A 23355-nucleotide genomic window follows, 5' to 3' on the forward strand; every position below is an offset into this window, starting at 1 on the left:
GCCCCGGCTGCCGCGGCCCCTGCCGCCGCCGCTGCTGCGCCGGCCGAGGCTGCCCCCGCCGCCGCGCCCGTGCCGAACAAGGGCGATACCGCCTGGCTGCTGGTCTGCACGGCCTTCGTCATCCTGATGACGCTGCCCGGCCTGGCCCTGTTCTACGGCGGCCTGGTCCGCTCCAAGAACATGCTCTCGGTGCTGATGCAGTGCCTGGTGATCTTCTCGGTGGTGTCGATCCTGTGGGCCGTCTACGGCTACAGCTTCGCCTTCACCGAAGGCAACGCGTTCTTCGGCGGCACGGACCGGCTGTTCATGAAGGGCCTGACGGTGGACGCCGTGGCCGCCACGTTCAGCAAGGGCGTGGTCGTGCCGGAACTGGTGTTCTTCGCCTTCCAGTGCGCCTTCGCCGCCATCACCTGCAGCCTGATCATCGGCGCCTTCGCCGAGCGCGCCAAGTTCTCGGCCGTGCTGGTGTTCGTGGTGCTCTGGTTCACCTTCGCCTACATCCCGATGGCCCACATGGTCTGGTTCTGGCCGGGTCCGGACGCCTACACCGACGCCGCTGCCGGCACGGCCGCCACGGCCAAGTCGGGCTGGCTGTTCCAGAAGGGCGCGCTGGACTACGCCGGCGGTACCGTGGTGCACATCAACGCCGCTGTCGCGGGCCTGGTGGGTGCCTTCATGTACGGCAAGCGCATCGGCTTCGGCCGCGAAGCGATCCGTCCGCACAGCCTGACCTTCACCATGGTCGGTGCCTCGCTGCTGTGGTTCGGCTGGTTCGGCTTCAACGCCGGCTCGGGCCTGGAAGCCAACGGCGGCGCCGCCCTGGCCTTCGTCAACACGCTGCTGGCTACCGCCGCCGCCGTGTTGTCGTGGACCTTCGGCGAGTGGATCGGCAAGGGCAAGCCGTCGATGCTGGGTGGTGCCTCGGGCGCCGTCGCCGGCCTCGTGGCGATCACCCCGGCAGCCGGCTTCGTCGGCCCGATGGGCGCCATCGTGATCGGCCTGCTGGCTGGCCTGCTGTGCCTGTGGGGTGTGACCGGCCTGAAGCGCTTGCTCGGCATGGACGACTCGCTGGACGTCTTCGGCGTGCACGGCGTGGGCGGCATCCTGGGTGCGCTGCTGACGGGCGTGTTCGCCGCACCGAGCCTGGGCGGCACGGGCATCTATGACTACGTGGCCAACAAGGTGGCGGACGATTATTCGATCGCCGGCCAGGTCTGGATCCAGTTCGAAGGCGTGCTGACCACCATCGTGTGGTCGGGCGTGGTGGCCCTGGTGGCCTACAAGCTGGTCGACATGCTGATTGGCCTGCGCGTTCCGGAAGAGGAAGAGCGCGAAGGCCTGGACATCACCTCCCACGGCGAAACCGCCTACGAGGTCTGATATCCACGACAGAGTTGTGCTGGAGAGCTGATTGGGAATCTTCTCTCAGGAGTTTCGCCCGGCCTCGTGCCGGGCTTTTTTCTGCCCGAAAGCCGCCCGAACGGGCGCAGGGCCAGCCCCGACAAGGCCTCGCGGGGTATTCGCAGAGTGCTTAAATCGGATCTTAAAAAGTCTCAATTGTCTTTAAGGGGAGCCGCACATACAGTGCGAGTGAGGCAGTTTCCTCCACCTGCAGAACGCTCCCCGTATCTGTCAGGCCATTTGAAAGCGCGGCACACGCCGCGCTTTTTTTTTGCCCGACCGCCCCCACATCCCGGATTATTATGCTGACCGCCGCATATGGTTATACGGCGGGCGTCAGCAGCCTATTGGCCGTTCCTCTACAATCGGGGCGGACAATAAAGACGATCAATTAGGATGGATATGGTCCCGCATCTCATCACCGCGCTGAACGGTCCGCTGCTCGAACTCGAAAAGAAGATCCTGGACGCGACGCCGTCCATCGAGCGCTGGTTCAGGCTGGAATGGCAGGAGCATACGCCGCCGTTCTACTGTTCCGTGGACCTGCGCAATGCCGGGTTCAAGCTGGCGCCGGTGGATACCAACCTGTTCCCGGGCGGGTTCAACAACCTCGCCCCGGAAATGCTGCCGCTGGCCGTCCAGGCCGCCATGGCCGCGATCGAGAAGATCTGCCCGGACGCCAAGAACCTGCTGCTGATCCCCGAGCGGCACACCCGCAACATGTTCTATCTGCAGAACGTGGCGCGGCTGTCGCTGATCATGCGCCAGGCGGGCCTGAATGTGCGCCTGGGGTCGCTGTCCGAGGACATCACCGAACCCACCCCGATCGAGCTGCCCGACGGCCAGACGCTGGTGGTGGAGCCGCTCGCGCGGCTGGGCACCAAGGGCCGCCGGCTGGGGCTGAAGGACTTCGACCCCTGTTCGATCCTGCTCAACAATGACCTCTCGGCCGGCATTCCGCCCGTGCTCGAGAACATCAACGAACAATATCTGCTGCCGCCGCTGCACGCGGGCTGGTCCACGCGCCGCAAGAGCAGCCACTTCGCCGCCTACGACGAGGTGGCCAAGAAGTTCGCCAAGCTGATCGATATCGACCCGTGGATGGTCAATCCCTACTTCGCCCGGACCACCGGCGTGGACTTCCACGAGCGCGTGGGCGAGGAAGAGTTGGCCGATGCCGTGGAAGGCGTGCTGAAGAAGATCGCCAAGAAATACCGCGAGTACGGCATCAAGGAAACGCCTTACGTGGTGGTGAAGGCCGATGCCGGTACCTATGGCATGGGTATCATGACCGTGCGGGACCCGTCCGAGGTCAAGGGCCTGAACCGCAAGGAACGCAACAAGATGAGCGTGGTGAAGGAGGGGCTGGAAGTCTCCGACGTCATCATCCAGGAAGGCGTGCACACCTTCGAGAAGGTGAACGAGGCGGTGGCCGAGCCGGTGGTCTATATGATCGACCGCTACGTGGTGGGCGGCTTCTACCGCGTCCACACGGGCCGCGGCAACGACGAGAACCTGAACGCGCCGGGCATGCACTTCGTGCCGCTGGCGTTTGCCCCGAACGGCATTCCGGACAGCCACGCCAAGCCGGGCGCGGCCGTGCCGAACCGCTTCTATATGTATGGCGTGGTGGCGCGGCTGGCGCTGCTGGCGGCCTCGCTGGAACTCGAGAAGACCGATCCGAACCCGATCATCTGAGCCAGGAACCCAGATCCCACCATGCGCATCCTGTTCATTACCGACCCGCTGGAGACCTTCAAGACGTACAAGGACTCCACCTACGCCATGATGAAGGAAGCGGCGGCGCGGGGGCACGAGCTGTCGTTCTGCCTCCAGTCGCGGCTGTCGCTGGCCAATAACGTGGTGGAGGCGGTGACGCAGCCGCTGCGCGTCACGGACGATGCCACCGACTGGTTCCGCCTCGGCGAGCCGGTGCTGACCCCGCTGGCCACGTTCGACGCGGTGCTGATGCGCAAGGATCCGCCGTTCGACATGGAATATGTGACGAGTACGTGGCTTTTGGAGTTGGCCGAGGCGCAGGGTGCCCGCATCTTCAACAAGCCGCAGGCGATTCGCGACCACTCGGAGAAGCTGGCCATCGCCCGCTACCCGCAGTTCGTCACGCCGACGCTGGTCACGCGCGATGCGGACCGCATCCGCGCCTTCCATGCCGAGCACCAGGACATCATCGTCAAGCCGCTCGACGGCATGGGTGGCATGGGCATCTTCCGCGTGGGGCCCGATGCGATGAATCTTGGCGCGATCGTCGAGACGCTGGGCGACAACGGCGCCCGCACGCTGATGATCCAGCGCTACATCCCGGCCATCAAGGAAGGCGACAAGCGCATCCTGCTGATCGGCGGCAAGGCGGTGCCGTACTCGCTGGCGCGGATTCCGCAGGGCACCGAGATCCGGGGCAACCTGGCGGCCGGCGGGCTGGGGCGCGCCCAGGAACTGAGCGCGCGCGACCGCGAGATCGCCGAGACGCTGGCGCCGGGCCTGTTCAAGCAGGGCCTGCTGCTGGTGGGCCTCGACGTGATCGGCGACTGCCTGACTGAAGTCAATGTGACGAGCCCGACCTGTTTCCAGGAAATCACGCAGCAGACCGGCTTCAACGTGGCCGCGATGTTTGTCGATGCGCTGGAAGCTGCCGTCAACAACAAATAAGACAACCGGGCGACGCTAAGGCACCACACTCCGGGGACGCCGGGCGGTATCGCGGGATTTGGCCGCGAGGCCGCCTGCTACAATTCGGGCAGTCCAACGGATTCACATCATGGCCGGAATTCTGATCATCGCGCACGCGCCGCTGGCTTCGGCGCTGCGGGATTGCGCTGCCCACGTCTATTGCGGCCAACCGCCGCGCGTGGAGGCCATCGACGTCCTTCCCGACGCCGACCCTGCCGTGGTGCTCGCCGAAGCCCGGCGCCGCCTGGCCGCGGTCTCCGAGGTCAACGGCGCCCTGGTGCTCACCGATATTTTCGGGGCCACGCCGGCCAATATCGCCGCGCGCCTGGCCGATCCCGGCAAGGTCAAGGTGCTTGCCGGCGTCAATCTTCCCATGCTCGTGCGCGCGATCTGCTACCGCACCGAGGTGCTCGACCAGCTTGCCACCAAGGCGCTGGCCGGCGGCGCGCAGGGCGTGCTGCAGGTCGGCAACACCACTGTCCAGAACCAAACCGCCAATCATCCCGACAAATATGCTGCTGAGGGACACAACCATCATCAATAAGCTCGGGCTCCACGCCCGCGCCTCCGCCAAACTGACGCAACTGGCGGGGAGTTTCGCCAGCCAGGTCAAAATGTCCCGCAACGGTCGCCAGGTCGATGCCAAAAGCATCATGGGCGTCATGATGCTTGCGGCGGGCATTGGTTCGACGGTCACGATCGAGACCGATGGCCCCGACGAGAACGAGGCGATGGACGCGCTGCTGGCGCTGATCGCCAACCGGTTCGGCGAGGGCGAGTGAGTATCGACGCACAATACCGAATTCCTAAACGTTCCTGACGGAGCGGTTCATGCCTTTTGCCTTGCACGGCATTCCGGTTTCGCGTGGGGTCGCCATCGGGCGGGCCCACATCCTCGCACCGGCTGCGCTCGACGTTTCGCACTATCTGGTCGATGAAGACCGGCTCGATGCGGAGGTGGAGCGATTACGTTCGGCGCGCGCCGCCGTGCGCGCGGAACTGGTGACGCTCAAGCGTGACCTGCCGCGCGACGCGCCCGAGGAAATGGGCGCGTTCCTGGACGTGCACGCGATGATCCTCGACGACGAGGCGCTCTCGCGCGAGCCCGAGGCCCTGATCCGCCAGCGGCGCTACAACGCCGAGTGGGCGCTCACCACCCGCCTCGAGGAACTGATGCGTCAGTTTGACGAGATCGAGGACGAGTACCTGCGTGAGCGCAAGGCCGACATCCAGCAGGTGGTGGAGCGGATCCTGAAGGTGCTGGCCGGCGCGCCGGTGCTGGCGCCGGCGCCCGTGCCGGCCCTGGCCCCGGACGGCGAGCCCGCGCCGGGCGTGATCGTCGTGGCGCACGATATCGGCCCGGCGGACATGCTCCAGTTCCGCCAGACCGTGTTCCATGGCTTCGTGACCGACCTGGGCGGGCGCACCTCGCACACGGCCATCGTCGCGCGCAGCCTGGACATCCCGGCCGCCGTGGGCGTGAAAAGCGCCAGCGAGCTGATCCGCCAGGACGACTGGATCATCATCGATGGCGACGCGGGGCTGGTCATCGTCGATCCGTCGGCAATCATCCTCGAGGAATACCGCCACCGCCAGAGCGAGCGCGCGCTGGAGAAGAAGCGCCTGCAACGGCTGCGCCACACGCCGTCCGTGACGCTGGACGGGCTCGAGATCGAGTTGCTGGCCAATATCGAACTGGCCGAGGACGCCACCGCCGCGCTGGCCGCCGGCGCAGTCGGCGTGGGGCTGTTCCGCTCCGAATTCCTGTTCATGAACCGGCGCGACGCCATGCCCGACGAGGAGGAGCAGTTTGCCGCCTACCGTCGCGCGGTGGAGGCGATGCACGGCCTCCCCGTGACCATCCGCACCATCGACGTCGGCGCCGACAAGCCGCTGGACCTGCGTGGCGACGACTTCGAGACCGCGCTGAACCCGGCGCTCGGGCTGCGCGCGATTCGCTGGTCGCTGTCCGAGCCGGGGATGTTCCTGACCCAGCTCCGCGCGCTGCTGCGCGCCTCGGCGTTCGGCCCGGTGCGGCTGCTGATTCCGATGCTGGCCCACGCGAGCGAGATCGACCAGACGCTGGACCTGATCGCCCAGGCGCGGCGCCAACTCGACGAGCGCGGCCAGCCATACGACCCGAGCATGAAGGTCGGGGCGATGATCGAGATCCCGGCTGCCGTCCTGCTGTTGCCGCTGTTCCTCAAGCGGATGGACTTCCTGTCGATCGGCACGAACGACCTGATCCAGTACACGCTGGCCATCGACCGCGCCGACAACGCCGTGGCCCACCTCTATGACCCGCTCCACCCGGCCGTGCTGCAACTGATTGCCCGCACCATCCAGGAAGCCAACCGGGCCGGCGTGCCCGTGGCCGTGTGCGGCGAGATGGCGGGGGACCCGGCCATGACGCGGCTCCTGCTGGGCATGGGCCTGCGCGAGTTCTCCATGCACCCGGCGCAGTTGCTGCGCGTGAAGCAGGAAGTGATCCATGCTGACTGCGAGAGCCTGGGGCCGCTGGTGGACCGCGTGCTTAACTGCTACGAGCCCGAGGAACTGGCGGCGGCGCTGAAGCAGATCGCGCCCTGAGGCACATCCTCCCAAGTCTCATACACCCTCTGATTCTTAGGGTTTCTGTCTGCAATGTTGGCGAAGCCGGGGTCACTTTCCTGTCGGAAAAGTGACCCCGAAAATCCATGCTTATCGCCTGTGTGACGCCATACCCCCAAAGCGATTAATGGGAATTGTTATCATTCTGCTTCTCTGATATTCTGGCCTCCATCGCTGTTCGGCATGCCGGTGCCGACACCGCCCCCAGGAGGTATTTGTGTACGTTTGCATCTGCAACCAGGTTACCGACCACGAGATTCATGGCGCCGTTCACCTTGGCGTCTCGACCATGGACGAACTCGCCGAGACCCTCGGCGTGGGCACCTGCTGCGGCCGTTGCCGCGACTGCGCGAAGCAAGTGCTGTGCGAAGGCGTGGCCGCCGTGCAGACGATGCGTGCCTCCTCGCTATCGACCATTCAGGTCGTCGAGATTTCTTCCTGTTCCACGACTACGTCACGTGCGATAATGGACGCTCGTGACCCGGCAGTCGCGAACGATCAGCGTACCGCGCTGGTGGCCTGATCGATTCAGGCTTTACCGCGGTTCCGACTGCAATGGGGCGCCACTTGGCGCCCCTTCGTGCTTTTGCGCGGGTCCGGTTGTCATGACAGGAGCCCCCCTATGAAAGGTGACAAGAAGGTCATCCAGCATTTGAACGCCCAGCTCAAGAACGAGCTGACCGCGATCAACCAGTATTTCCTCCACGCCCGCATGTATCGGCACTGGGGCCTGAAGAAGCTCGGTGATGTCGAGTACAAGGAATCGATCGGCGAAATGAAGCACGCCGACCGCCTGATCGACCGCATCCTGATGCTTGACGGCCTGCCGAACCTCCAGGACCTGCACAAGCTGCTGCTCGGCGAAGACACGCCCGAAATGCTCAAGTGCGACCTGAAGCTCGAGCAGACCGCGCACGCCACCGTCAAGGAAGGCGTTGCGTACTGCGAGTCGGTGGGCGATTACGTGAGCCGCGAGATCCTCGTGGACATCCTCACGGACACCGAGGAACACATCGAATACCTGGAGACGCAGCTCGACCTGATCGACAAGGTTGGCCTGCAGAACTATCTGCAGTCGCAGATGGAGCCGGGCGAGCAGTAAGCCGCCGGCCCACCGCGCGGTGCCTGGCGGCATCGCGCATCCGTGCGGGACGGGTTATTAACCGTTCTCATTCGGATTCTTTTCTTCATCCAGCATTTCCGGCAGCACATCGCGCCAATCAGGCGAACCGGCGGGGAGGGGGCTCCACCGCCGGGATCGCCGGGTCGATGGCCCGCTAGCGCTTTCGTTAGTGGTGCCCGCCGCAGACCTCGCAGGCCGGCGTGCGCGCCAGCCGCATCGTGGTCCACTCCATCGACATTGCATTGACCATCAGCAGCCGGCCGGCCAGCGTCTGGCCGACGCCCGTCAGCAGCTTGAGCGCCTCCGCCGCCTGCACCGTGCCGACCATGCCGACCAGCGGGGCGAACACGCCCATCGTCGCGCAGGCGGCTTCGGGGGCGGGTTCCGAGGGCGGGAACAGGCAGCCGTAGCACGGGGCATCGGCATCGCGCAGGTCGAACACGCTGACCTGGCCGTCGAAGCGCAGCGCGGCACCCGACACCAGCGGCTTGCGATGGGCGAGGCAGGCGCGGTTCACCGCGTGCCGTGTGGCGAAATTGTCACAACAATCGAGCACGACATCGGCAGCAGCCACCAGCGCATCCAGCTCGGCATCGCCCACGCGCTGGGCCACGAGCCGCACATCGACATCAGGATTGATCCGCAGCAGCCCTTCCCGCGCCGACTCCACCTTGGGCCGGCCCACGTTGGCCGTGGTGTGAAGGATCTGGCGCTGGAGGTTGGTCAGGTCCACGTCGTCATCGTCGACGATGGTGATGCGCCCCACGCCGGCCGAGGCCAGGTAGGGCAGCGCGGCCGCCCCGAGCCCGCCCGCGCCGATCACCAGCGCATGGCCCGCCAGCAGCCGTTCCTGGCCCTCGATGCCGAGTTCGTCCAGCAGGATATGGCGCGAGTAGCGCAGCAGTTGGTCGTCGTTCATGTGCGAAAGCATCCGCTAGAAACAAGAACGGCCCGCCGGTGAACACCGCGGGCCGTCGCAATCCTCAGGATGCGCCCGGAGCCAAGCCCGAGCGCGCGCCGTCAGCGATTCTTGCCGGTCGGCGTGCCCAGCGGGTCGCCCATCGGCGCGCTGGCGGGCGGCTGGCTGGCTGGCTTCGCTGCCGGCTTGGAGGCGGGCTTCGCCGGGGCCTTGTCGGCGGCCGGCTTGGCCTTGCCCTTGTCCGCATCGGTGTCCGGCTTGCCAGCGGCCTGCGAGGCCTCGAGCCGCGACTTCGAACGCTGCACCGGCTTGCCGTTGAGCTGCGCGATAGCCTGCTGGAGCATGAAGTCGTCGGCCGTGCCGAATTCCACCGGCTTCTTGCGGCGATCCTTCTCGCGCTCTTCCGGCGTCTTCTTGGCGTTTTCTTCCTCGAGGCGGCGCAGTTCGTCCACCCGGCGCTGCTCGCGCGCATTCATTTCCGGCTCTTCCGACTCCTGCTTGTTGTGCAGGTGGCGTTCGGTGTCGATTTCGCGCGTGATCAGCGCGTCGTCCGGATCGCCCTCGGGGTTCTGGTCGACCGGGATGTCCGGGCGGATGCCCTTGGCCTGGATCGACTTGCCCGTCGGCGTGTAGTAGTACGCGATGGTCAGCTTGATGCCGGTGTCATTGGTCAGCGGCCGCACGGTCTGCACCGAACCCTTGCCGAACGTGGTCTTGCCCATCAGCGTGGCGCGATGGTGATCCTGGAGCGCGCCGGCCACGATTTCCGATGCCGAGGCCGAGTAGGCGTTCGTCAGCACGATCATCGGAATCTTCTTGAACAGCGGCGGCAGGTCCTTGAGTGGATCGTCCTCGAGCGACGAGAGGCGGTAGTTGTTGAAGGTAGCCTTGTAGACGCGCTTGGCGTCCGGCACCTGGCCGTTGGTGGAGACCACGGTGGCATCGTCGGGCAGGAACGCCGCGGCCACGCCGACCGCGCCCTGCAGCACGCCGCCGCCGTTGTTGCGCAGGTCCAGGATCACGCCCTTGAGGCCCGGGTTCTTCTCGGCCATCTCGCGCAGGCGGCGGCCCAGGTCGGACACCGTGCGCTCCTGGAAGCTCGTCAGGCGGATCCAGCCGATGGTGTTGTTGTCCAGCATCTTGGTCTTGACCGACTGCACGCGGATCTCCGCGCGCGTGATCGAGACCGGGAACGTGCGTTCCTCGCTCTTGCGGTAGATCGTCAGCGTGACCTTGGTGCCGGGCTCGCCGCGCATGCGCTTGACCGCCTGCTCCAGCGGGAGGCCGCGCACGGGCTTGTCGTCGATGCGGGTGATCAGGTCGCCCGGCTGGATGCCGGCGCGGAAGGCGGGGGTGTCCTCGATCGGGTTGATGACCTTGACCAGGCCTTCTTCCTGCGAGATCTCGATGCCCAGGCCGGCGAAGCGGCCGCGCGTGCCTTCCTGCAGTTCCTTGAAGTCCTTCTCGTCCAGGTAGGCCGAGTGCGGGTCGAGGCTGGCGACCATGCCCTTGATGGCTTCGGTCAGCAGCTTCTTGTCATCCACCGGCTCCACGTACTCACGCTTGATCTGGCCGAAGATGTCGGACATCAGCCGGAGCTGGTCGAGCGGCAGGGGCCCGGACGAGTTCTGGGCCGTCGCCGAGATCTGCAGCGTCGCGAGCACGCCGGCAACGACGCCGACCGAGACTAGGCTAATGTTCTTGAGCGTCTTACGCATGTGGGGCAGCCTGAACAGTATGAGGATTGGCTAGGGGGCGATCCGGGTGCCCGGCCTTAAGGCCGGCGGCGCCGGATTTGTCCGACAGTATAAGAGGGTGCGCAGAAAAAGGCCTGCGGGGGCTTGCGCGCCGGGTGGGCGCGGTCACACATGGCCGCGGGCAAGCTGCCCGCGCCTACCCGGTCCAGACCGGGGCGGGCGCGGGTTGCGGCCTGTCGTCAGCGGGCCTTGCCCTGGTTGGCCACGGCCGCCAGCGAGGCAGCCAGGGCTTCCTGATCGCCCAGGTAGTAATGGCGCAGCGGGCGCAGGTTGGCGTCCAGTTCATAGACGAGCGGGATGCCATTGGGAATGTTGAGGCCGACGATGTCGTCATCCGAAATCTGATCGAGGTACTTCACCAGCGCGCGGATGCTGTTGCCATGGGCGGCAATCACCACGCGCTTGCCCGATTGGATGTCCGGAGCGATCGATTCGTTCCACAGCGGCATCACGCGGGCCACCGTGTCCTTGAGGCACTCGGTCAGCGGCACCTGGTCGCGCGGCACGTTGGCGTAACGCGGGTCGTTGAACGCGGCGCGTTCATCGTCCGGCTGCAGCGCGGGCGGCGGGGTGTCGTAGCTGCGGCGCCAGACCAGCACCTGATCGTCGCCGTACTTGGCGGCAGTCTCGGCCTTGTTCAGGCCCGACAGCGCGCCGTAGTGGCGTTCGTTCAGGCGCCATTCGTTGCGCACCGGAATCCACATTTCGTCCATTTCGTCCTGCACGTACCAGAGCGTGCGGATGGCGCGCTTGAGGACCGAGGTGTAGGCGATGTCGAAGCCATAGCCCGCTTCCTTGAGCAGCTTGCCGGCCTGCTTGGCCTGGGCGGCGCCGGTGTCGGTGAGGTCGACATCGACCCAGCCGGTGAAGCGGTTTTCGAGATTCCACGTGGATTCGCCGTGGCGGATGAGAACGAGCTTGTACATGCTGCTTCCAGGGTAGTAAGTGACCTGCGGCGCTCGCCCGCAAATAATGACGGGGGCGCGAAACCGCGTATTTTATAATGCCGCCGACCCAACCCAACGGAATGCCATTGTGAATTTCTTCGCCGATTACAACAACCTGGCCCTGATCGCCATCGCCGTGGTCTCCGGCGGCCTGCTGGCGTGGCCCCAGATCAAGAGCGGTACGGGCGGCAAGCGCCTCAATACGGCGGCCGCCACGCAGATGATCAACCGGCGCAACGCGGTGGTCGTGGACATCCGCGACGCCGCCGAATTCGCCAAGGGCCACATGCCGCAAGCGAAGAGTGCGCCACTTGCCGACCTGCCGTCGCGCGCCAGCGGCCTGGCCCGCGACAAATCCGTCCCCATCATCGTGATCTGCCAGACCGGCCAGCGCTCGGGCAAGGCCCAAGCAGCGTTGAAGGAAGCCGGGTACAGTGAGGTCTACGCGCTCGAAGGCGGCATGACAGCCTGGCAACAGGCCGGCCTGCCGGTCGTCAAGTAAGCGCGACAGCCCCATTTACAGCAGCGAAGCGGCGCGGTTCCGCCCGGGGCGGACCGCGCCGCCGCATTTTGAAGACAAGGAGATTCCGCATGGCCCGCGTCGTCATGTACAGCACGGTGGTGTGCCCCTATTGCCAGATGGCCGAACGGCTGCTGAAGCAACGGGGCGTCGAAGCGGTCGAAAAGATCCTGATCGACCGCGAACCGGGAAAGCGCGAGGAAATGATGTCGCGCACCGGCCGCCGCACCGTGCCACAGATCTATATCGACGAGACCCATGTGGGTGGCTTCGACGACCTCTCCGCGCTGGACCGCCAGGGCGGCCTGGTGCCGCTGCTGGCCGCCTGACCTGCCGGGTCTCCGGTAGCCCGCCGCCCATCGGATATCTGAGACGATTCTGATTCGGCGGCGAGCGGGTGAAATCGCCATCGGCGTCATGTACCATATGCGCTTTCCAGCCGGGCCCCGCGCCCGGCAGAGACCAAAAATCGATTCCAATCCGATTCAACCGGGAAGCCTTTCATGAGCGACGAGCAACAAGCCACCCAGCAGGACGATCAGCCCTTCTTCAACATCCAGCGCGTGTACCTGAAGGACATGTCGCTGGAGCAGCCGAACTCGCCGGCCATCTTCCTCGAGTCGGAAGCGCCGGCCGTGGAAGTGCAGGTCAACGTGGCCGCCGCGCAACTGCAGGAAGGCATTTTCGAAGTCGTGGTGACCGGCACGGTGACCACCAAGGTGCAGGACAAGGTAGCGTTCCTGGTGGAAGCCCATCAGGCCGGCATCTTCGACATCCGCAACGTGCCGGTGGAGCAGCTGGACCCGCTGCTGGGCATCGCCTGCCCGACCATCCTGTACCCGTACCTGCGCGGCAACGTGGCCGACGTGATCACGCGCGCCGGCTTCCAGGCGATTCACCTGTCGGAAATCAACTTCCAGGCACTGTACGAGCAACGCCTGCAGCAGGCCATGGAAGAAGCTGGCCAGCAGGGCGGCGAGTCGGGCATCGTGATGCCCGACGGCAGCCAGGCGCGCCACTGAGGCACCGGCAAAACGATTCTGGCGTCGTTGCGCGGCCTTGCCGTACCACTTGTACTGTCTGCGGCCGCGCGCCTAGCCAGAACCGCTTCGCTTCGTTTTGCCGGCGCCTCAGGGTGCCAGGCAGAACGGGCGACTTAAAACGGGGCTTCGGCCCCGTTTTGATTTCCCCCGCCATACTGACGTTATCCGCCATTCCGCCAGAATCGCCATGAAACTGACCTTCCTCGGCGCCGGGGCCTGGGGCACTGCCCTGGCCAGCCACGCGGCCACCGTGCACGATGTGGTGCTCTGGGGCCGCGATGCCGCGCAACTGGCCGATATCGCGCAAACCGGCATGAACGCGGCCTACCTGCCCGGGGTGGCGTTATCCCCCCGACTGGCCTGCGAAGCCGATTTCGATGCCGCCGTGGATCATGCGCTGGCTGACCCGGACGGGCTCCTGGTGGTGGCCACGCCGGTTTCCGGCCTGCGCGAGATGACGCGCCGGCTGGCCGCGCGCCATGCCGGACGGCCTGCGCCGCTGGCCATGCTCTGGCTCTGCAAGGGCTTCGAGGCCGACACCCACGCCATGCCGCACCAGATGGTGCGCGAGGAACTCGATGCGCTCGGCGTGACGCCGGGCCAGATCGAATATGGCGTGCTGACCGGGCCCAGCTTCGCCAAGGAAGTGGCTCAGGGGCTGCCGTGCGCGCTGACCGTGGCGGGCACGTCCCATGCGCTGGCGGACCGCGCGCAGGTGGCGTTCCATCACCATGCCATGCGGATCTATGGCAGCGATGACCTGATCGGCGTGGAGGTGGGCGGCGCGGTCAAGAACGTGCTGGCGATTGCCACCGGCGCCAGCGATGGTCTGGGCCTGGGCCTCAACGCGCGCGCGGCGCTGGTCACGCGCGGGCTGGCCGAGATGACCCGGTTCGGGCTGGCGCTCGGCGGCCGCGTGGAGACCTTCATGGGCCTCGCCGGGATGGGCGACCTGATCCTGACCGCCACCGGCGACCTCTCGCGCAACCGCAAGGTCGGCCAGCAATTGGCGGGCGGCAAGACGCTCGAACAGGTGCTCGCCGACCTCGGCCACGTGGCCGAGGGGGTGCGCTGCGCCCAGGCGGTGGCGGCGCTGGCCGCCCGGCATGGCGTGGAGATGCCGATCACGCGCGCGGTCTGCGCGGTGCTGTTCGAGGGCCTGTCTGCCGCCGACGCCGTGGCGCAACTGCTCCAGCGCGACGCGCGGGACGAATAACCGCAAATCACCGCAAACAACCGCAAATCCCCCAAGATTAGATGCCTAGCCGCCGCCAAGCCCTCGGGGCGATGATCGCCACGCTTTCCACGCTGTGCCTGGGCGCCGCGCCGGCGCTGGCGGAGACGTGGCCGTCGCGCCCCATCCGTATGATCGTGCCGTTCCCGGCGGGCTCCTCGCCAGACCTGATCGCCCGGATCGTCACCGAGAAGCTGGCCGTGGCGCTGGGCCAGCCGGTGGTGGTGGAGAACCGGCCCGGTGCAGGCGGCAATATCGGCACCGGCATGGTCGCCAAGGCCGTGCCGGACGGCAATACGCTGCTGTTTACGATCAACGGCCCGCTTGTCACGGCGCCGGCGCTCTACCGCCATCTTGGTTATGACCCGGTGCGCCAACTGGCGCCGGTGACGCTGGTGGCCACCTCGCCGAATGTGCTGGTGGTCGATGCGCGGCTGCCGGTGCACACGCTGGCCGACTTCGTCGCGCTGGCCAAGGCCCGGCCGGGCGCGCTGAACTATGGGTCGGTGGGCAACGGGAGTGCGGCGCACCTGGCCATGGAGCAGCTCAAGGCCATGGCTGGCATCGATCTCCAGCACGTGCCGTATCAGGGGTTTCCGCAGATCACCACCGCGATCGTCGGCGGGCAGGTGCAGGCCGGTTTCATGGTGCCCGCGATTGCCATGCCGATGGTGACGGCTGGCAAGCTGCGCCTGCTCGCCGTGACCTCCACGGGGCGTACCGGGCTGCTGCCGCAGGTGCCGACCGTGGCGGAATCGGGCTATCCGGGCTTCGAGGCCATCTCGTGGCAGGCCGTGCTGGCGCCAGCCGGGACGCCGGCGCCGGTGATCGACCGCCTGTACCGGGAACTCGTGACGATCATCGGCAGCGCCGACGTGCGCGAGAAGATGCGCGCCCAGTATTTCGTGCCGGCTGGTACCGCGCCGGCCTCGCTGCGCCAGACCATGGCCACCGAGACGGCCCGCTGGGCCAAGGTGATCCGCGCGGCGGGCGTGCAGCCCGAGGGCTAGGCGTCGCCCAGGCCGTCAGGCGCTCCTCTCCTGTCAGGCGCCGCCGGCGAAGCCGTTCTGGCGCCAGGCCTCGAACACCACCACGGCCACGGTATTGGAGAGATTCAGGCTGCGGTTGTCCGGCCGCATCGGCAGCCGGATGCGCTGCGTGGCCGGGAACCACTCGCGCCGCTCGGGCGCCAGGCCGCGGGTCTCCGATCCGAACACCAACCAGTCCCCGGGACGGAAACTGACTTGCCCGAACGGCGTGGAGCCGTGCGTGGTCAGGGCGAACATACGGGCCGGATCAGGCTGCTCGGCCGCCATCAGGGCGTTCCAGCTCTCGTGCACGCGCATCGTCGCGAATTCGTGATAGTCCAGGCCCGCGCGGCGCATGCGGGCGTCCTCGAGCGGAAATCCGAGCGGCTTGACGAGGTGCAGCTGCGCCCCCGTGTTGGCGCACAGGCGGATCACATTGCCGGTATTCGGCGGAATTTCGGGCTCGACGAGGACGACGTTGAACATGGTGCGATGGCTGGAAAATCGGCCCCGAGCTTACCGCGGCAGGGGGTGGCTGTCATCCCGTCGCATTTTTACGGGGTGCGCAGCGCGGGCAGGGCGGTGACGCGCCGGGCGCCATGGGCCTTGAGGACGGCGGCAGCGGCGCGCAGCGTGGCGCCGGTGGTCATCACATCATCGACCACGGCGATGTGGCGGCCGTCGAGGCACATGGGGCGGGCCAGTGCGAAGGCATCGCGCAGATTGGCCTGGCGGGCGGGCAGGTCCAGCGTGAGCTGGGTGGCGGTGTCGCGCCGGCGGGTGAGCAGGGTCGCATCGGCGCGCACGCCGAGCCGCCGGGCCAGCGGGCGGGCAATCTCCCACGCCTGGTTGAAACCGCGCGCGGCCAGCCGTTGCGGCGCAAGCGGCACGGGGACGATGAGATCGGGAAGATCGGGAAGATCGGGCAGGGCGCGCAGGCTTTCGGCAAGCTCCGCGGCGATCCAGCCGGCGACGGGCAGCGCGGCGCCGAACTTGAGCCGCAGGATCAGGCGATCGAGTGGCTCGGCGTAGTCGGCCAGCGTCACGGTGGCGTCGATTGGGTCCTCGGGCACGCAGGACTGACAATGGCCCCCGCCCGGACTGGCACAGCGCGGGCAGCGGGGCCGCGCCGCCAACAGGGATCCGGCGCAGGCGGCGCAGACCACATCGCGCTGCACATCGCCGCAAATCGCACAGGCGGAGGGGAGCAAGGACGGGAGCAGGGACGGCAGCAGCCCAGCGACGCAGCGCCCGGCAGCCCCGGCGGCGCGCGCGTATACTTGCGATCCTCGCGGTCCCGTCCGACCGCTCCCCACTGGTTCCGATTGTCCGTGTCCTTGCATGCCGCTGATTCTCCCGATGCCTGGTTGCCGCCCGCGCGGCTGACCCGGCTTGCCTTCGACCGCCGCAGCGCCGCCTTCGGCAAGCTGGATTTCCTGCTCGGCGAGATCGGCCGGCGCATGCAGGAGCGCATGGAGGTGATCCGGCTCGCGCCACGGCGCGTGCTCGATATCGGCTGCGGCCATGGCCAGGGCCTGGCGGGTTTGCGCGCGCGGTTTCCCGATGCGCAGATCGCCGGCCTCGATATTTCCGGCGCGATGCTGCACGAAGCCGGCCAGCGCGATCCGCAGCGCCGCCCGGGGTGGATCGGCCGCATGCTCGGCAAGCGTCCGATGTTCGACCTGGTGCAGGGCGATCTTGCCACACTGCCGTTTGATGGCGCCAGCTTTGATCTGCTCTGGTCCAACCTCGCGCTCCACTGGCATCCCGAGCCGCACCGCGTGTTCCCCGAGTGGCATCGTGTGACGGCCGACGAGGGGCTGGTGCTGTTCTCGCTGTTCGGCCCGGACACGCTGCGCGAGCTGCGCACGGCGTTCGGCGAGGTCGACCTCGATGCGCACACGCTCCGTTTCGTCGACATGCATGACATTGGCGACATGCTGGTCCACAGCGGCTGGTCCACGCCCGTGATGGACATGGAGACGCTGACCATCACCTACGAGTCCCCCGAGACGCTGCTGCGCGAGGTGCAGTCCTTCGGCGGCTTCCGGCGCCCCGGCCCGGCCGGGCTGCGCGGGCGCCGCTGGCATCGCGCCGTGCTGGACGCGCTGGAGCGCCAGCGCAACAGCGATGGGGTGATCCCGCTGACCTTCGAGATTGTCTACGGCCATGCGTGGAAACTGGCGCCGCGTGGCCGGCAGGCCACCGACGATCAGGGCCGCGCGGTGGTGCCGATCGACAAGATCGGACGGGCTTCGCCACGCCGCTGACACACCGTGCGGACGGTCGCCCGGACCGTCGCGCAACATTGCGCACACACCGATTGTGTTGACTATCGGGGCTGTTGCAGCCATGCACAAAAACTTGAACTAGGCAAGCCCTCCGGTCAAATCCTCCCTTGTTCGAGTATGCGAAGCGCCATATAATGCGCCAGTTTGTCGCAGTGGTCCCCTGGCACAAGAACGCCCCCGGAATGCACTCCGCACGTGCCCGGGCGCGCCATTCGTCCCGGGTGTGCATCCGATGCAAAGTGGTTGGGCGATGCAAGACTTGGGTATCGCATTCCAGACGGCAGGAGTTGACTCCGGCGGTAATCACGACGGACGTCCCCCCTTGCCGAGCAACGACTGGCTGATGAAGCGGAATTGCTCGCTCTCCCCACGCCAGGTCGGCTGGTTCTACTTCTCCATCGTATGTATTTCCACTGCCATCGCGGTGTTCCTTGCCGCGTGGCATGGGGCCTGGCTCGTGCTGCCTTTCGCGGGGCTCGAGCTGCTCGGGCTGGGGATTGCCCTGCTGGCGTACGCACGCCATGCGACGGATTATGAACGCGTGAGTGTGACCGACGGTATGCTGGTCGTGGAGACAGCCAGCGCCAGTCGGGTCACGCGTGAGGTATTCAACCCGCGATGGGTGCGGGTGGAACTGGGTGAATCGTTCCGGGCGCTCGTGGTTCTGCGGTCGGACAAGCGCGTCGTGCGGGTGGGGTGTCATCTGGACCCGATACGGCGGCGCAAGTTCGCGCAGGAACTCGCGGCAGTCCTGCATTGCTTCTGAGAGGAAGGGAGGCAGGGCACGGCGGGGACAGATTTGAATCTGTAAATTGGGTAGATAAACAATGAAAATGTGGAAGAAGGCATCCGCAGCATGTCTGGCAGGTGCGTCCCTGCTTGCCAGCCAGGCGGCCTCCGCGGTCAGTGATATGCCAGGCGGCCCGGCCGTCCGACAGCTGAACCTGACCGAACCCGTTACAAAGATCGCCGAACAGATTCACTGGCTGAACTGGATGATGCTCATCATCTGCACGGTGATTTTCATCGCCGTGTTCGGCGTGATGTTCTATTCCATCTTCACGCACCGCAAGAGCCGTGGTGCCAAGTCGGCCGCGTTCCACGAAAGCATTACCGTGGAAGTGGTGTGGACCATCGTCCCGTTCCTGATCGTGATCGCAATGGCGCTTCCCGCCACCAAGACCGTGGTCGCGATGAAGGACACCACCAACTCCGACATCACCATCAAGGCCACCGGCTACCAGTGGAAGTGGGGTTACGACTACCTGAAGGGCCAGGGCGAAGGCATCTCGTTCGTCTCCACCCTGACCACGCCGCGCGAGCAGATCAACAACGAGCAGCCGAAGTCGAACACCTACCTGATGGAGGTGGACAACGAGCTGGTGGTGCCGGTCAACAAGAAGATCCGCATCGTCACGACGGCCAACGACGTGATCCACGCGTGGATGATCCCGGCCTTCGGCGTGAAGCAGGATGCGATTCCCGGCTTCGTGCGCGACACCTGGTTCCGCGCCGAGAAGATCGGCGTCTACCGTGGCCAGTGCGCCGAGCTGTGCGGCAAGGAACACGCGTTCATGCCGATCGTCGTGCGCGTGGTCTCGGACGCCGACTACACCAAGTGGGTCGACGAGAAGAAGAAGGCGCTGGCCGCAGCGGCGGACGATCCCAACAAGACCTGGACGCTCGATGAGATGAAGGTGCGTGGGGAGAAGGTCTACGCGTCGAACTGCGCGGTCTGCCACCAGCCGAACGGCAAGGGCGCCGGCGCGTTCCCGGCGCTGGACGGCTCCAAGGTGGTGAACGGTCCGAAGGCCGGCCAGATGCACATCCTGCTGGAAGGACGCGGCGGCATGCCGTCCTGGAAGCAGCTGTCCGACACGGAACTGGCCGCGGCCATGACCTACACCCGGAATGCGTGGGGCAACCGGACTGGCGAGGTAATCCAGCCGGCCGACTTCGTGAACGCCCGCGCGGGCAAGTTCCCCGAAGGCGGTGGCGCACCGACGGCGGGTACCGCCGAGGCGGCGCCGAAGGCCAAGGCCGATCCGGCCCCGGCAACCTCCCCCGACAAGCAGGCCAGCCTCGCGGGCAACCGCGTCGCAGGCTGACCCGCAGCCGCACCGCATACAGGAATTCAGGAGTCAACGCGATGAGTACCGCTACCCCGGAGACGCTGGGTCATCCGCACGACCACGCCCATGATCATGGACATGGCCACGGCCATGACGATCATGCGCACGATCACCCCCATGGCTGGCGCCGCTGGCTGTTCGCCACCAACCACAAGGACATCGGTACGCTGTACCTGCTGTTCTCGTTCACGATGCTGCTGTCCGGCGGCGTGCTGGCACTGCTGATCCGCCTGGAGCTGTTCGAGCCGGGCCTGCAGTTCTTCCGCCCCGAGCTGTTCAACCAGTTCACCACGATGCACGGCCTGATCATGGTGTTCGGCGCGATCATGCCGGCGTTCGTCGGCTTCGCGAACTGGATGATTCCGCTCCAGATCGGCGCCTCGGACATGGCCTTCGCGCGGATGAACAACTTCAGCTTCTGGCTGATGCCCCCGGCGGCGCTGCTGCTGGCCGGCTCGTTCTTCGCCCCGGGCGGCGCCACCGCCGCCGGCTGGACGCTCTACGCGCCGCTCTCGGTGCAGATGGGCCCCGGCATGGACATGGCCATCTTCGCCATGCACATCATGGGCGCCTCGTCGATCATGGGCTCGATCAACATCATCGTCACCATCCTCAACATGCGCGCGCCCGGCATGACGCTGATGAAGATGCCGATGTTCTGCTGGACCTGGCTGATCACCGCCTACCTGCTGATCGCCGTGATGCCGGTGCTGGCTGGCGCCATCACCATGGTGCTGACCGACCGCCACTTCGGCACGAGCTTCTTCTCGGCCGCCGGCGGTGGTGACCCAGTGATGTACCAGCACATCTTCTGGTTCTTCGGCCACCCCGAGGTGTACATCATGATCCTGCCCGCGTTCGGGATCATCTCGCACGTGGTGCCGGCGTTCGCGCGCAAGCGCCTGTTCGGCTACAGCTCGATGGTGTACGCCACGGCGTCCATCGCCATCCTGTCGTTCATCGTCTGGGCGCACCACATGTTCACCACCGGCATGCCGGTGACCGGCCAGCTGTTCTTCATGTACGCGACGATGCTGATCGCGGTGCCGACGGCCGTGAAGATCTTCAACTGGATCGCCACGATGTGGCGCGGCTCGATGACCTTCGAGACGCCGATGCTGTTCGCCATCGGCTTCATCTTCGTGTTCACGATCGGCGGCTTCACCGGCCTGATCCCGGCCGTGGCCCCGATCGACATCCAGATCCAGGACACCTACTTCATCGTGGCGCACTTCCACTATGTGCTGGTGGCCGGTTCGCTGTTCGCGCTGTTCGCCGGCTTCTACTACTGGGGGCCGAAGTGGAGCGGGTTCATGTACAACGAGACGCGCGGCCAGATCCACTTCTGGGGCTCGCTGATCTTCTTCAATGTGACCTTCTTCCCGATGCACTTCCTGGGCCTGGCCGGCATGCCGCGTCGCTACGCGGACTACGCGGTCCAGTTCACGGACTTCAACGCGGTTGCGTCGATCGGCGCGCTGGGCTTCGGCCTGATGCAGGTGTATTTCTTCTTCTTCGTGGTGCTGCCGTCCTACCGGGGCGGCCAGGCTGCCGGCGACAAGCCGTGGGATGGCGCCGAGGGCCTGGAATGGACCGTGCCGTCGCCGGCGCCGTTCCACACCTTCGAAGAGCCGCCACAGGTGCGCTGAGTGATTGACGCCATGAAGCCGGAAACACCGTCGCGCACGGACAGCCAGGGCCGCCAGGCCACCCAACGAGCCGCCAACCGGCGGCTGGGCCTGATCCTGCTGTCCATCGTGGTGGTGTTCTTCCTGGGATTCTTCGCCAAGATGGTGTTCCTTGGCGGTTGAGCGGAGATAGACGTGGACGCGCAGCAGAAGGCGGAAGACCGGGCAATCGAGCGACGCTTCAACCGCGGCATGCTGCTGCGGCTGCTGGTGGTGGTGGGCCTGATGTTCAGCTTCGGCTATGCGCTGGTGCCGCTGTACAAGAAGATCTGCGAGGTCACCGGCATCAACGTGGTGACCACGCGCGATCTGTACGGCGGATCGCTGAAGAAGAACACCCAGGTGGACAAGAGCCGCACGATCACGGTGGAGTTCGACTCCAACGCGCGCGGGCCGTTCGCGTTCCGCCCGGTGAAGTCCTCGATGGAAGTGCATCCGGGCGAGCTGACGACCATCGTCTACGAAGTGGCCAACGGGCAGTCGCGCGATATTTCCGCGCAGGCCATCCCGAGCTACGCGCCCAAGCAGGCCACCGAGTACTTCAAGAAGGTGGAGTGCTTCTGCTTCAAGCAGCAGACGCTCAAGGCCAGCGAGGCGCGCGAGATGCCGGTGGTGTTCGTGATCGATCCGAACCTGCCCAAGGATGTGAAGACGATCACGCTGTCGTACACCTTCTTCGAGATCGGCACGCCGGTGGCGCAGACGGTGGCGCCGGCGGGGCAGGGAAGCTGAGATGGGTGTGACGCCAGACCCGCAGGATCCGCTTCAGCGCAAGGCGTCGTTCGCGCAGACGGTGCGCGCGGTGCTGTGGTCGTTCATCGGCCTGCGCAAGGGGTCGGAGCACGAGACCGACATGGCGCGGCTGAACCCGGTGCACGTGATCATCGCCGGCCTGATTGCCGCGGCGCTGTTCGTGGCGATTTTGATCGGCATCGTGAAGACCGTGGTGGGATGAAGCTGTCCCCGAAAAAATAAGAGAAGTACGAGCACACCACCGGCAGGGAGGTCGGCCGGCGGTGCGGAACTACAACGAATCAGAGACACTGAGCTGGAGATAGAAGAATGAGTGCGAATCGCGCAAATGCTCCGTACTACTTCGTACCGGGCCCGTCGCGCCACCCCATCACGGCGGCCTTCGGCCTGCTGATGACCGGCGCCGGCGCCGCGGGTTGGGTCAACGGCCAGTCGTGGGCCCCGTTCCTGTGCGGCTTCGGCCTGCTGTGGTTCCTGTTCGTGCTCAAGAGCTGGTTCGGCGACGCCATCCGCGAGTCGGAAGGCGGCCTGTACGGCAAGAACATCGACGTCTCGTTCCGCTGGTCGATGGGCTGGTTCATCTTCTCCGAGGTGATGTTCTTCGCGGCCTTCTTCGGCGCGTTGTTCTACGCCCGCACCATCGCCATGCCGTGGCTGGGCGACCTGAACAACAAGATCATCTGGCCGGACTTCGCGGCCGTGTGGCCCAACCTCGGCCCGGCGGGCACGGTGGAGAGCTTCCAGACCATGGGTCCGTGGCCGATCCCCACGATCAACACGGCGCTGCTGCTGACCTCCGGCGTCACGCTGACCTGGGCGCACCACGCGCTGCTGGCCGGCAAGCGCAGCCAGCTGATCCAGGGCCTGGTGCTGACCATCCTGCTCGGCGCGCTCTTCATGTGCCTGCAGGTCTACGAGTACATGCACGCCTACTCGGAACTGAACCTGAAGCTGACCTCCGGGGTCTATGGTTCGACGTTCTTCCTGCTGACCGGCTTCCACGGCTTCCACGTGACCATGGGCGCGATCATGCTGGCGGTGGTGCTGGGCCGCGTGCTGCGCGGACACTTTACGCCGCAGCACCACTTCGCGTTCGAAGGCGCCGCCTGGTATTGGCACTTCGTTGACGTGGTCTGGCTCGGCCTCTACGTGGTGGTGTACTGGCTGTAAGGGCAGGAACGGGCCGCTGCGGCGGTCCTGCGGTACAAGACGAAGCGCCGC

General features: G+C 66.2%; 26 protein-coding genes. 21 read left to right on the forward strand and 5 right to left on the reverse strand.

The window, feature by feature from the left end; translation table 11 throughout:
- From AC1DEL_RS25855 to bfr, 8 genes are all read left to right on the forward strand, one after another.
- On the forward strand, positions 1-1380 hold a 1380-nt coding region (locus AC1DEL_RS25855), incomplete at its 5' end, for an ammonium transporter (RefSeq protein WP_477159218.1).
- Positions 1381-1803: 423 nt separating this feature from the next.
- Entirely contained in the window at positions 1804-3099 is a 1296-nt protein-coding gene (gshA, locus tag AC1DEL_RS25860) for a glutamate--cysteine ligase (protein WP_092292113.1), read from the forward strand.
- 21 nt (positions 3100-3120) lie between these two features.
- Positions 3121-4068, forward strand: a complete 948-nt coding sequence (gshB, locus tag AC1DEL_RS25865; RefSeq protein WP_092291595.1) for a glutathione synthase — start codon at positions 3121-3123, stop codon at positions 4066-4068.
- Positions 4069-4177: 109 nt separating this feature from the next.
- On the forward strand, positions 4178-4633 hold the full coding sequence (locus tag AC1DEL_RS25870) for a PTS sugar transporter subunit IIA (RefSeq protein WP_092291597.1): 456 nt from the start codon (positions 4178-4180) through the stop codon (positions 4631-4633).
- Entirely contained in the window at positions 4602-4871 is a 270-nt protein-coding gene (locus AC1DEL_RS25875; protein WP_092292115.1) for an HPr family phosphocarrier protein, read from the forward strand. Before AC1DEL_RS25870 ends, AC1DEL_RS25875 begins: the two co-directional genes overlap by 32 nt.
- Before the next feature lie 49 nt (positions 4872-4920).
- Positions 4921-6678, forward strand: a complete 1758-nt coding sequence (gene ptsP, locus AC1DEL_RS25880) for a phosphoenolpyruvate--protein phosphotransferase (RefSeq protein ID WP_092291599.1) — start codon at positions 4921-4923, stop codon at positions 6676-6678.
- Between the two features lie 238 nt (positions 6679-6916).
- The gene (locus tag AC1DEL_RS25885) at positions 6917-7222 is read left to right on the forward strand and encodes a (2Fe-2S)-binding protein (protein WP_092291601.1); all 306 of its coding nucleotides are present in this window, start codon (positions 6917-6919) and stop codon (positions 7220-7222) included.
- Positions 7223-7321: 99 nt separating this feature from the next.
- Positions 7322-7801 (forward strand): bacterioferritin, encoded by a 480-nt coding sequence (gene bfr / locus AC1DEL_RS25890; RefSeq protein WP_092291603.1) that lies wholly within the window; start codon positions 7322-7324, stop codon positions 7799-7801.
- 187 nt (positions 7802-7988) lie between these two features.
- Here bfr and AC1DEL_RS25895 read toward each other — a convergent pair whose 3' ends face one another.
- The 3 genes from AC1DEL_RS25895 to gpmA all read right to left on the reverse strand — a co-directional run bounded on the left by AC1DEL_RS25895 (position 7989) and on the right by gpmA (position 11424).
- The gene (locus tag AC1DEL_RS25895) at positions 7989-8741 is read right to left on the reverse strand and encodes a HesA/MoeB/ThiF family protein (protein ID WP_092291605.1); all 753 of its coding nucleotides are present in this window, start codon (positions 8739-8741) and stop codon (positions 7989-7991) included.
- A 101-nt stretch (positions 8742-8842) separates the two neighbouring features.
- The gene (locus tag AC1DEL_RS25900) at positions 8843-10459 is read right to left on the reverse strand and encodes a S41 family peptidase (RefSeq protein WP_092291607.1); all 1617 of its coding nucleotides are present in this window, start codon (positions 10457-10459) and stop codon (positions 8843-8845) included.
- A gap of 218 nt (positions 10460-10677) precedes the next feature.
- On the reverse strand, positions 10678-11424 hold the full coding sequence (gpmA, locus tag AC1DEL_RS25905; RefSeq protein WP_092291609.1) for a 2,3-diphosphoglycerate-dependent phosphoglycerate mutase: 747 nt from the start codon (positions 11422-11424) through the stop codon (positions 10678-10680).
- A gap of 109 nt (positions 11425-11533) precedes the next feature.
- Here gpmA and AC1DEL_RS25910 point away from each other — a divergent pair, with 109 nt between their 5' ends.
- The 5 genes from AC1DEL_RS25910 to AC1DEL_RS25930 all read left to right on the forward strand — a co-directional run bounded on the left by AC1DEL_RS25910 (position 11534) and on the right by AC1DEL_RS25930 (position 15252).
- Positions 11534-11947, forward strand: a complete 414-nt coding sequence (locus tag AC1DEL_RS25910) for a rhodanese-like domain-containing protein (protein ID WP_092291611.1) — start codon at positions 11534-11536, stop codon at positions 11945-11947.
- 89 nt (positions 11948-12036) lie between these two features.
- Entirely contained in the window at positions 12037-12294 is a 258-nt protein-coding gene (gene grxC, locus AC1DEL_RS25915) for a glutaredoxin 3 (RefSeq protein ID WP_092291613.1), read from the forward strand.
- 174 nt (positions 12295-12468) lie between these two features.
- Entirely contained in the window at positions 12469-12987 is a 519-nt protein-coding gene (gene secB / locus AC1DEL_RS25920) for a protein-export chaperone SecB (protein WP_092291614.1), read from the forward strand.
- A gap of 208 nt (positions 12988-13195) precedes the next feature.
- Positions 13196-14224, forward strand: coding sequence for an NAD(P)H-dependent glycerol-3-phosphate dehydrogenase (locus tag AC1DEL_RS25925; RefSeq protein WP_441593647.1), 1029 nt, complete (start codon positions 13196-13198; stop codon positions 14222-14224).
- Between the two features lie 41 nt (positions 14225-14265).
- Positions 14266-15252 carry a Bug family tripartite tricarboxylate transporter substrate binding protein gene (locus AC1DEL_RS25930; protein ID WP_092291618.1) on the forward strand — a complete coding sequence of 329 codons (987 nt, stop codon included), beginning with the start codon at positions 14266-14268 and terminating at the stop codon, positions 15250-15252.
- A 33-nt stretch (positions 15253-15285) separates the two neighbouring features.
- Here the strand turns inward: AC1DEL_RS25930 and trmL are convergent, their stop codons facing one another.
- The gene (trmL, locus tag AC1DEL_RS25935; RefSeq protein ID WP_477125878.1) at positions 15286-15756 is read right to left on the reverse strand and encodes a tRNA (uridine(34)/cytosine(34)/5-carboxymethylaminomethyluridine(34)-2'-O)-methyltransferase TrmL; all 471 of its coding nucleotides are present in this window, start codon (positions 15754-15756) and stop codon (positions 15286-15288) included.
- Between the two features lie 68 nt (positions 15757-15824).
- Positions 15825-16613, reverse strand: coding sequence for a phosphoribosyltransferase family protein (locus AC1DEL_RS25940; RefSeq protein ID WP_477125879.1), 789 nt, complete (start codon positions 16611-16613; stop codon positions 15825-15827).
- Between AC1DEL_RS25940 and AC1DEL_RS25945 the strand changes: the two genes are divergently transcribed.
- From AC1DEL_RS25945 to AC1DEL_RS25980, 8 genes are all read left to right on the forward strand, one after another.
- Positions 16602-17540, forward strand: coding sequence for a methyltransferase domain-containing protein (locus AC1DEL_RS25945; RefSeq protein WP_477125880.1), 939 nt, complete (start codon positions 16602-16604; stop codon positions 17538-17540). The genes AC1DEL_RS25940 and AC1DEL_RS25945 overlap by 12 nt on opposite strands.
- 271 nt (positions 17541-17811) lie before the next feature.
- Positions 17812-18327, forward strand: a complete 516-nt coding sequence (locus tag AC1DEL_RS25950) for a DUF2244 domain-containing protein (RefSeq protein ID WP_092291622.1) — start codon at positions 17812-17814, stop codon at positions 18325-18327.
- Between the two features lie 61 nt (positions 18328-18388).
- Entirely contained in the window at positions 18389-19669 is a 1281-nt protein-coding gene (gene coxB / locus AC1DEL_RS25955) for a cytochrome c oxidase subunit II (protein WP_092291624.1), read from the forward strand.
- Positions 19670-19710: 41 nt separating this feature from the next.
- Positions 19711-21342: a cytochrome c oxidase subunit I gene (ctaD, locus tag AC1DEL_RS25960; protein ID WP_092291626.1), complete on the forward strand. Its 1632-nt coding sequence runs from the start codon at positions 19711-19713 to the stop codon at positions 21340-21342.
- Between the two features lie 12 nt (positions 21343-21354).
- On the forward strand, positions 21355-21504 hold the full coding sequence (locus AC1DEL_RS25965; protein WP_218158021.1) for a cytochrome oxidase small assembly protein: 150 nt from the start codon (positions 21355-21357) through the stop codon (positions 21502-21504).
- A 12-nt stretch (positions 21505-21516) separates the two neighbouring features.
- On the forward strand, positions 21517-22113 hold the full coding sequence (locus AC1DEL_RS25970) for a cytochrome c oxidase assembly protein (RefSeq protein WP_477125881.1): 597 nt from the start codon (positions 21517-21519) through the stop codon (positions 22111-22113).
- A 1-nt stretch (position 22114) separates the two neighbouring features.
- On the forward strand, positions 22115-22336 hold the full coding sequence (locus AC1DEL_RS25975) for a DUF2970 domain-containing protein (RefSeq protein ID WP_477106933.1): 222 nt from the start codon (positions 22115-22117) through the stop codon (positions 22334-22336).
- A gap of 107 nt (positions 22337-22443) precedes the next feature.
- Complete coding sequence (locus AC1DEL_RS25980) at positions 22444-23304, forward strand: cytochrome c oxidase subunit 3 (RefSeq protein ID WP_092291632.1); 861 nt, start codon at positions 22444-22446, stop codon at positions 23302-23304.
- Positions 23305-23355 lie beyond the last annotated feature (51 nt).

The sequence above is a fragment of the Cupriavidus sp. 10L43_2 genome, assembly GCF_056395265.1.